At 71.4% G+C, this 8,747-nt stretch carries 2 protein-coding genes; both read left to right on the plus strand.

Annotated elements, in window-relative coordinates; all coding sequences use genetic code 11:
* On the plus strand, positions 1 to 5,410 hold a 5,410-nt coding region (locus F3J15_RS36295), incomplete at its 5' end, for a non-ribosomal peptide synthetase (RefSeq protein ID WP_166897459.1).
* Between the two features lie 9 nt (positions 5,411 to 5,419).
* On the plus strand, positions 5,420 to 8,747 hold a 3,328-nt coding region (locus tag F3J15_RS36300), incomplete at its 3' end, for a non-ribosomal peptide synthetase (protein ID WP_166897462.1).

Below are 8,747 nucleotides of genomic sequence, written 5' to 3' on the forward strand. Positions count from 1 at the left end.
GCCGGCTGGCGCGGCGGGCGAGTTGTACCTGGGCGGGCCGGGCGTCGCGCGCGGCTACCTGCGGCGCCCGGCGCAGACCGCCGAGCGCTTCGTGCCCGATCCGTTCACGCCCGGTGCGCGGCTGTATCGCACCGGCGACCGCGTGCGCTTGCGCGCGGACGGCCGGCTCGCGTTCCTCGGCCGTATCGACGACCAGGTGAAGATTCGCGGCTACCGCGTCGAACCGGGCGAGGTGAGTGCGGCGGTGCGTGCGGCCGGCCCGGTTGCACAGGCCGAAACGCTCGCGATCGAACACGACGGCCGCCTGCGGCTCTCGACGTTCGTCGTGATGCGCGATGGCGCGAACTTCGACGAGGCTGCACTGCGCGAGGCGCTTGCCGCGAAGCTGCCCGACTACATGGTGCCTGCGCAGTTCGTCGCGCTCGCACGCCTGCCGGTGACCGCGAACGGCAAGATCGATCGCGCCGCGTTGCGCGAACTGGCGGCCGCGCCGGTCGTGACGGTCTCCGGCGATGCACCGCAGGGCGCGGTCGAAACGGTGCTCGCCGAAGTCTGGCAGGCCGTGCTGAAGGCGCCGAAGGTCGGCCGTGACGACAACTTCTTCGAGCTCGGCGGCGATTCGATCCTTGTGCTGCAGGTGATCGCCCGCGCGCGCAAACGCGGCGTGCGCTTCACGCCGAAGCAGCTGTTCGACGGGCCGACGGTTGCCGAACTCGCGCGTATCGCGAAGACGGAGGACGTCACTGCGGCTGCCGCGCAGCCTGCGGTTGCAGTCGCTGCCAGCGCGCCGGTGACGGCACAGGTCCTGACGCCCGCGCAGCAGCGCTTCTTCGCGCTGGACATCCCGCAGCGCGGCCACTGGAACCAGTCAGTTGCCTTCGACGTGCGCGGGTCGTTCGACGCCGATGCATTCGCTCGCGCGTTCGACGCATTGCTGACGCATCACGACGCGTTCCGCCAGCGTTTCGCACGCGGCGCAGACGGTACGTGGCACGCCAGCGATGCCGCGAAGCCATACGACGCGCTGCCGTTCGTCGAAGTCTCCGCCCGCGACGCAGCCGACGCGCTCGCGCGCTTCGACGCGTTGCAGCGCCGTCTCGACCTCGGCTGCGGGCCGCTTGCCTGCGCCTGCGCGGCACGCTTGCCGGACGGCTCGACGCAGCTCTATCTCGCGATTCACCATGCGATCGTCGATGGCGTGTCGTGGCGCATCCTGCTCGACGACCTCGACGCGGCCTATCGTGCTGCATGCGAACGCGCGCCGGTTCGACTGTCTCAGCCGGGCCCGCGCGCGGACGCGTGGGCCGCGCGGCTTGCACGTGCGGCAACGGAACCGGCATCGCCGTTCGCGACCGAAGCCGCTTACTGGGCCGGCATGGCGCAAGGTGACGACATCGTGCCTGATCATCCCGACGCAGCGGCAACGAATGCCGATGCGGCCACTGTCGTGCAGACGATCGACGCGGCATTGACCCGCGCGGCGCTGACCGATGCGCACGCCGCCTATCGCACGCAGACGATCGAACTGCTGGGCGCGGCGCTCGCCCTGGCGCTGGCCGGCGTGAGCGGTGCCGCATCGTGCCGCGTCGAACTGGAAGGGCACGGCCGCGAGGCGCTGTTCGACGACGTGGATGCCAGCCGCACGATCGGCTGGCTGACGAGCCATTACCCGGTGATGCTGCCGGTGGCCCCCACGGCAAGCGACACGCTGTGCGCGGTCAAGGACGTGCTGCGCGCGGTGCCGCACAAGGGGCTCGGCTTCGGCGTGCTCGCGCACTACGGCGATGCGGCGACGCGTGCGGCGCTGGCCGCCGTGCCGCGTCCGCGCGTCACATTCAACTATCTCGGCCAGTTCGACGCGCCGCGCGATGCCACGCTCGTGCCGCGCTTCGGCGGCACCGGCGTCGAGCGTGATCCACAGGGTCCGCTCGGCAATACGCTCGCGATCCACGCGTATCTCGACACGGATCGCGATGGCGCACGCACGCTGAAAGTGCACTGGGTCTACGGCGCACCGCAATTCGAGCGCGCGACGATCGACGCATTCGCCGAACGCTTCGCATCGGCGCTGCGCGAGCTCGTCGACGCCTGCGCGTCGCGCGTCGCGCATCGCGGCGGTGGCGCGACGCCGGGCGATTTCCCGCTCGCGCAGGCCGCCGGGCTCACGCAGGCCGCGATCGAGCGCACGCCGCTCGACTGGCGCACGATCGACGACGTGTATCCGTTGTCGCCGATGCAGCAGGGCATCCTGTTCCATGCGCTGTTCGCCCCCGGTCACGCCAGCTACGTGAACCAGCTCGTCGCGACCGCGACCGCGCTGGACGCCGACCGGCTCGCGGCTGCGTTCGACGCGTCGATCGCGCGCCACGACATCCTGCGCACGAGCGTGATGCCGGACGAAGCCGCGCCGCTGCAGTGCGTGCATCGTCATGCGCGGATGCCGGTCGAGCAACTCGACTGGCGCACGCGCGGCGACACGTTCGATACCGATTTCGACGCATGGCTCGCCGCCGATCGCACTCGCGGCTTCGACTGGCGCGAGCCGCCGCTGATGCGGCTCACGCTGATCCGCGTGACCGACGACGCATGGCGCGTCGTATGGACGCGTCACCACGTGCTGCTCGACGGCTGGAGCACCGCGCGCCTGCTCGCCGATGTGCTGTGCGACTATCGCGACCCGGATGCCGTGTCGCCGTTCGCGAGCCGCCCGGCGCTGCGCTATCGCGACTTCATCGCCTGGCTCGGCACGCGCGACCGCGTTGCCGACGAGCGCTTCTGGACCGAACGACTCGCTCGACTCGACGCACCGACGCTGATCGCGGAACGGACGGCCGACCGCGCGGATGCCGAAATGGTCACGTGGCGCGCGACGCTCGATGCCGACACGCTGACGCGTGTCGCGCAGACGGCGCGCGCACTGAAGCTGACGGTCAACACGCTGGTGCAGGGCGCGTGGGCGCTCGCGCTGCAGCGGATGACGCACCAGCCGGCCGTCGCGTTCGGCGCGACCGTCGCGGGCCGCCCCGATGCGCTCGCGGATGTCGACAGCGTGCTCGGTCTCTTCATCAACACGCTGCCGGTGATCACCGCGCCCGCGCCGCAGCAACGTGCGGCCGACTGGCTGCAAACGCTGCAACGCGAGAACGCGGCCGCCGCCGAGCACGCCCACACGCCGCTCGCCGACATCCAGCGCTGGGCGCGCGGCGCGGGCGGCGCACTGTTCGACACATTGGTCGTATTCGAGAACTACCCGGTCGACGATACGGCGCGCGACGCCGATCCGCGCGCACTCGCGTTGAGCGGCGTGCGCAGCATCGAAGCGACCGATTTCGCGCTGACGCTGGTGATCGAGAGCGGTGCCGAGCTGACGATCGACTACGGCTACGACACCGCGCGCGTCGACGCGCGGCAGGTTGAAACCTGGCACCGCGCGTTCGCGTGCGCACTCGATGCACTGGCCCGCACGCCGGATGCGCGGCTCGGCACGCTGTCGATCGCCGACGAAGCCACCCGTGGCGCACTGGCGCGAGCGCAAGACACCGCCCACGCATGGCCGGCTGCGCAGCAACAGCCGCTGCATCTGCAATTCGCCGATGCGGCACGGGCGACGCCCGACGCGATCGCGCTCGAATACGCGGACGTTCACGGTGGCGTGCATCGCGCGACCTATCGCGAACTCGATGTCAGCACGTCACGCATCGCGGCTGCGCTGCGCCGACGCGGCGTGCAGCCCGACACGCCGGTTGCACTGTGCGTCGAGCGTTCGTTCGACATGGTGATGGCGCTGGTCGGCGTGCTGAAGGCCGGCGCGGCTTACTTGCCGATCGATCCCGACTATCCGGCCGAGCGCATTGCCTACATGCTGCGCGACGCGCGGCCGGCCGTGGCGATCACGCAGGCCCACCTGCACGAGCAGGTGGAGGCCGCGCTCGGCGACGGCGTCGCGACGCAGTTGCTGACGGTGGCAGACCTGCTCGCCGATGAAGCCGCCAGCGACACCGCCGACGTGACCGCCCCGATCGACGACGCGCAGCTCGCGTACCTGATCTACACGTCCGGCTCGACCGGCAAGCCGAAGGGCGCCGGCAACACGCACGGCGCGCTCGCGAACCGGATCGCGTGGATGCAGCACGCCTACCGGCTGACGCGCGACGACGTCGTGCTGCACAAGACGCCGTTCGGCTTCGACGTGTCGGTGTGGGAATTCGTGTGGCCGCTGGCGATCGGCGCGAAGCTCGCGATCGCCGCGCCCGGTGACCATCGCGATCCGGCGCGTCTGGCGGCCGCGATCCATGCGCACGGCGTGACGGTGCTGCACTTCGTGCCGTCGATGCTCGCCGCGTTCGCCGCGTATCTCGACGATTTCTCGGCCGCTGCACAGTGCGACAGCGTGCGTCTGATCGTCGCGAGCGGCGAGGCGCTCGCGCCTGAACTCGTCGCGAAGATGGCGCGGCTGCTGCCGAACGCGACGCTCGTGAACCTGTACGGGCCAACCGAAGCGGCAATCGACGTGTCGCACTGGACCTGCGGCCCCGACGATGCGCTTGCGGTCGCGGTGCCGATCGGCCATCCGATCGCGAATCTGCAACTGCACGTGCTCGATGCGGCATGGCAGCCGGTGCCGGCCGGCGCGACCGGTGAACTGTATCTCGCGGGCGCAGGCCTCGCGCGCGGCTATCTCGGCCGTCCGGCGCTGACCGCCGAGCGCTTCGTGCCCAATCCGTTCGTGCCCGGCGCGCGCATGTACCGCACGGGCGACCTCGCGCGCCGGCGCGCCGACGGTGCGCTCGACTATCTCGGCCGCGTCGACACGCAGGTGAAGCTGCGCGGCCAGCGGATCGAGCCGGGCGAGATCGAGGCGCTGCTGCGCGCGACGCCTGGCGTGAACGACGCGGTCGTGATCGTGCGCGACGAGCAACTGATCGGCTACGTCGCATGCGGCGACGCGGGCCCGCTTGACCGGGCGGCGCTGCTCGATGCGCTGCGCGCGCAGTTGCCGGCCTACATGGTGCCGTCGCAATTGATCGAACTCGACGCGTTGCCCGTGACGCCGAACGGCAAGTGCGACCGCCATGCGCTGCCCGCGCCGGTGCGCGAAGCAGCGGCCGAAGTCGAGCTGGCGACCGACACGGAACGCGCGCTCGCCGGGATCTGGCAACGCGTGCTGCACGTGGATGCGATCGGTCGCGACGGCGACTTCTTCCTGCTCGGCGGCCATTCGCTGCTCGCGACGCAGGCTCACGCGCAGGCGAACCTGCACTGGGGGCTCGCGCTGCCGCTGCGCACGCTGTTCGACACACGCACGCTGGCGCGTTGCGCGGAAGCGATCGACGCAGCCTGCGCGGCCCGTGGCGAGACCGATGCGGCGAGCGCGATCGACGCGCTGCTCGGCGAACTGGAAACCCAATAAGGACGACGGATGACGAAGGTTCAACCCGACTGGCTCGCGCTCGCGACGCGTTTCGCGCAACTGCCCGACGCGCAGCGCGCGGTCTTCATCGACAAGCTCGGCGCGGCCGGTATCGACTTCCGCGTGCTGCCGATTCCGCCGCGCACGGCGCGCCACGACCGCGTGCCGGCGTCGTTCGCGCAGACGCGGCTGTGGCTGCACGCGCGGCTGATCGATGCGCCGGACGCGTATCACATCACCGAGCGCCTGGCACTGACGGGCCCGCTCGACGCGCATGCGCTGCGTCTTGCGTGCGACGCGCTGATCGCGCGCCATGAGGCGCTGCGCACGACCTTCGACGAAGCAGAGGACGGTGTCGCACAGACGATCAACGCACCGCTGCGCTGCCCGTGGCGCGAAACCGATCTCGAAGCGTTGCCGGACGCGCAGCGCGTACCGCGCGCGGAAGCCGTCGCGACGGCCGACGAAGCCGAGCCGTTCGACCTCGGCACGGCGCCGCTCGTGCGTGCGCATCTGGTGCGCTTCGACGCGACGTATCACTGGCTCGCGCTGACCGTCCATCACATCGTGTCGGACGGCTGGTCGTCGGGCGTGATGCTGTTCGAGCTTGCGTCGTTCTATCGCGCCTATGCGTCGGGCGAACCGGTGCCGCTCGCGCCGCTACCGATCCAGTACGCCGACTACGCGCTGTGGCAGCGCCGCTGGCTCGACGCCGGCGAGCGCGACCGCCAGCTCGCGTTCTGGCGCGAACGGCTCGATCCGCAACGCGGCGTGCTGACGCTGCCGGGCGCGACGGCACGACCCGCGCGCCGCAGTGCGCGCGGCGCACGCCACGTGTTTTCACTCGATGCACGCATCGGCGCGCAACTGCGCGCATTCGCGGCTGCATCGGGCGCCACGCCGTTCGCGGTGCTGCTCGCCGCGCTCGATGCGCTGCTGGCGCGCGCGACCGGCGACGCGCGGATCTGCGTCGGCGTGCCGGCCGCGAACCGCGAACGCGCGGAAGTCGCCGGCCTGATCGGCTTCTTCGTCAACACGCTGGCGATCGACGTCGACGTGCCCGCGCACGGCGATTTCTCGTCGCTGGTCGCACGCACCCAGCGCGCGCTCGTCGACGCGCAGATGCACCAGGACGTGCCGTTCGAGCAGGTGGTCGATGCGCTCGGCGTGCCGCGCAGCGCGAGCCACCATCCGCTGTTCCAGGTGATGGCCGCCTACGGCGAGCGCCGCGCGCTGCCGGCGCTCGGCGCGGCTTCGGCCGCGTTGCTGCCGTCGGGCACGCCGTCCGCGAAATTCGACCTGACGCTGTCGGTCGAAGCGACGCCGGACGGCACGTTCGATGCCGCCTTCATCTACGCACTCGACCTGTTCGAGGCGGACGCGATTGCTCGGCTGGCCGCACGCTTCGTCACGCTGCTCGCCGATGCGCTCGCGCGCCCGGACATGCCGATCGGCGATCTCGACTGGCTGCCCGCCGATGAGCGCGCGCAACTCTTCGCATGGAACGCACCGGCAGGCGCAACCGAATCCGAACCGTTCGTGCCGGTGCACGCCCGCATCGCCGCGCATGCTCAGGCCCGGCCCGACGCACACGGCGTCGCCGATATCGATCGCGCGCTGACGCGCGGTGAAGTCGATGCGCGCGCGGCGCGGCTGGCACGCCACCTGGTGGCGGCCGGCGTCCGGCCGGAAATGCGCGTCGGCGTCGCACTGCAGCGCTCGGTCGACCTGCTCGTCGCGCTGATCGCGGTGCTGAAGTCGGGCGCCGCGTTCGTGCCGCTCGATCCGGCGCATCCGCGCGAACGGCTCGCACAGATCGTCGGCGACGCGAACATCGCGCACGTGCTGACCGACCGCGCGAGCGCCGCGTCGCTGCCCGAACTGCCGGATCTGCGCGTGTGGCACGCCGATGAAATCGAGGCCCTCGACGAAGCCGCGCACGTCGTGCTGCCGGACGTACTGCCGGGCCACGCGGCCTATGCGATCTACACATCGGGTTCGACCGGCAAGCCGAAGGGCGTGATCGTCGACCACGCGTCGTTCGCGCTGCATTGCGCGGCGATCGCCGAGCGCTACGGTGCGGGCGAGAACGACGTGTTCCTGCTGTTCCAGTCGGTCAACTTCGACGGCGCGCACGAAGGCTGGTTTTCGCAATACATGTCGGGCGCCGCCGTGTCGGTGACGGCCGACGTGCTGTGGCCGCCCGCGCAGACCTGCGCGATGATGGTCCGCGACGGCGTGACGATGACCTACGTGCCGCCCGGCTGCGCCGCGCAGCTCGCCGAATGGGCGCTCGCGCACGGCGCGCCGCCGACGCTGCGTTCGCTGACGGTCGGTGGCGAGGCGACGTCGCGCGAGGCGTTCGCGATGCTGCGCCGCGCGCTGCCGAACGTGCGCGTGGTCAACGGCTACGGCCCGACCGAGACGGTCATCACGCCGACGCTGTGGATGTTCCGGCCCGGCGACGATCTCGCGAAGCTCGGTGACGCCGCGTACCTGCCGATCGGCACGCTGGTCGGCGCGCGCACCGCGCACGTGCTCGACGAACGCCTGCATCCGCTGCCGGTCGGCGTGATCGGCGAACTGTACCTGGGCGGCGAGGGGATCGGCGTCGCGCGCGGTTATCTCGACCGCCCGGCGCTGACGGCCGAGCGCTTCGTGCCCGATCCGTACGGCGCGCCGGGCGCGCGGCTGTACCGCACGGGCGACCTCGTGCGGCGTCGCGCGGATGGCGTGTTCGACTTCATCGGCCGCGTGGACCACCAGGTGAAGCTGCGCGGGCTGCGTATCGAACTCGGCGAGATCGAGGCCCAGCTTGCCGCGCACGACGCGGTGCGCGAAGCCTGCGCGGTCGTGCACGGGCAGGGCGCACTGGCGCAGCTCGTCGCGTATGTCGAACTGACCGCCGACGCGCAGGCGGCCGCGCAGCCGGTGGAAGCCGCGACGCTCGACGCGCACCTGCGCCGCACGCTGCCCGATTACATGGTGCCCGCGCAGCTGATCGTGCTCGACGCGCTGCCGCGTAACGCGAACAGCAAGGTCGACCGCGCACGGCTGCCGGCGCCGGTACGCGTCGAACGGGCGTACGAAGCGCCGCACGACGGCGACGAAGCCGCGCTCGCGGCGATCTGGTGCGACGTGCTGAATCTCGAGCGCGTGGGCCGTGGCGATCACTTTTTCGATCTCGGCGGCCATTCGCTCGCCGCCGTGCGCGTCGCGACGCGCGTGGCCGAACGGCTCGGCCGCGACGTGCCGGTGCGCGCGCTGTTCGAGGCGCCGGTGCTCGCGCAGTATGCGGTGCAGGTGGCCGATGCGCCGCGCGCCGCGCATGCCGGTG

The sequence above is a fragment of the Burkholderia sp. Ap-955 genome (assembly GCF_011753045.1).
In the GTDB taxonomy this organism is placed as follows: domain Bacteria; phylum Pseudomonadota; class Gammaproteobacteria; order Burkholderiales; family Burkholderiaceae; genus Burkholderia; species Burkholderia lata_D.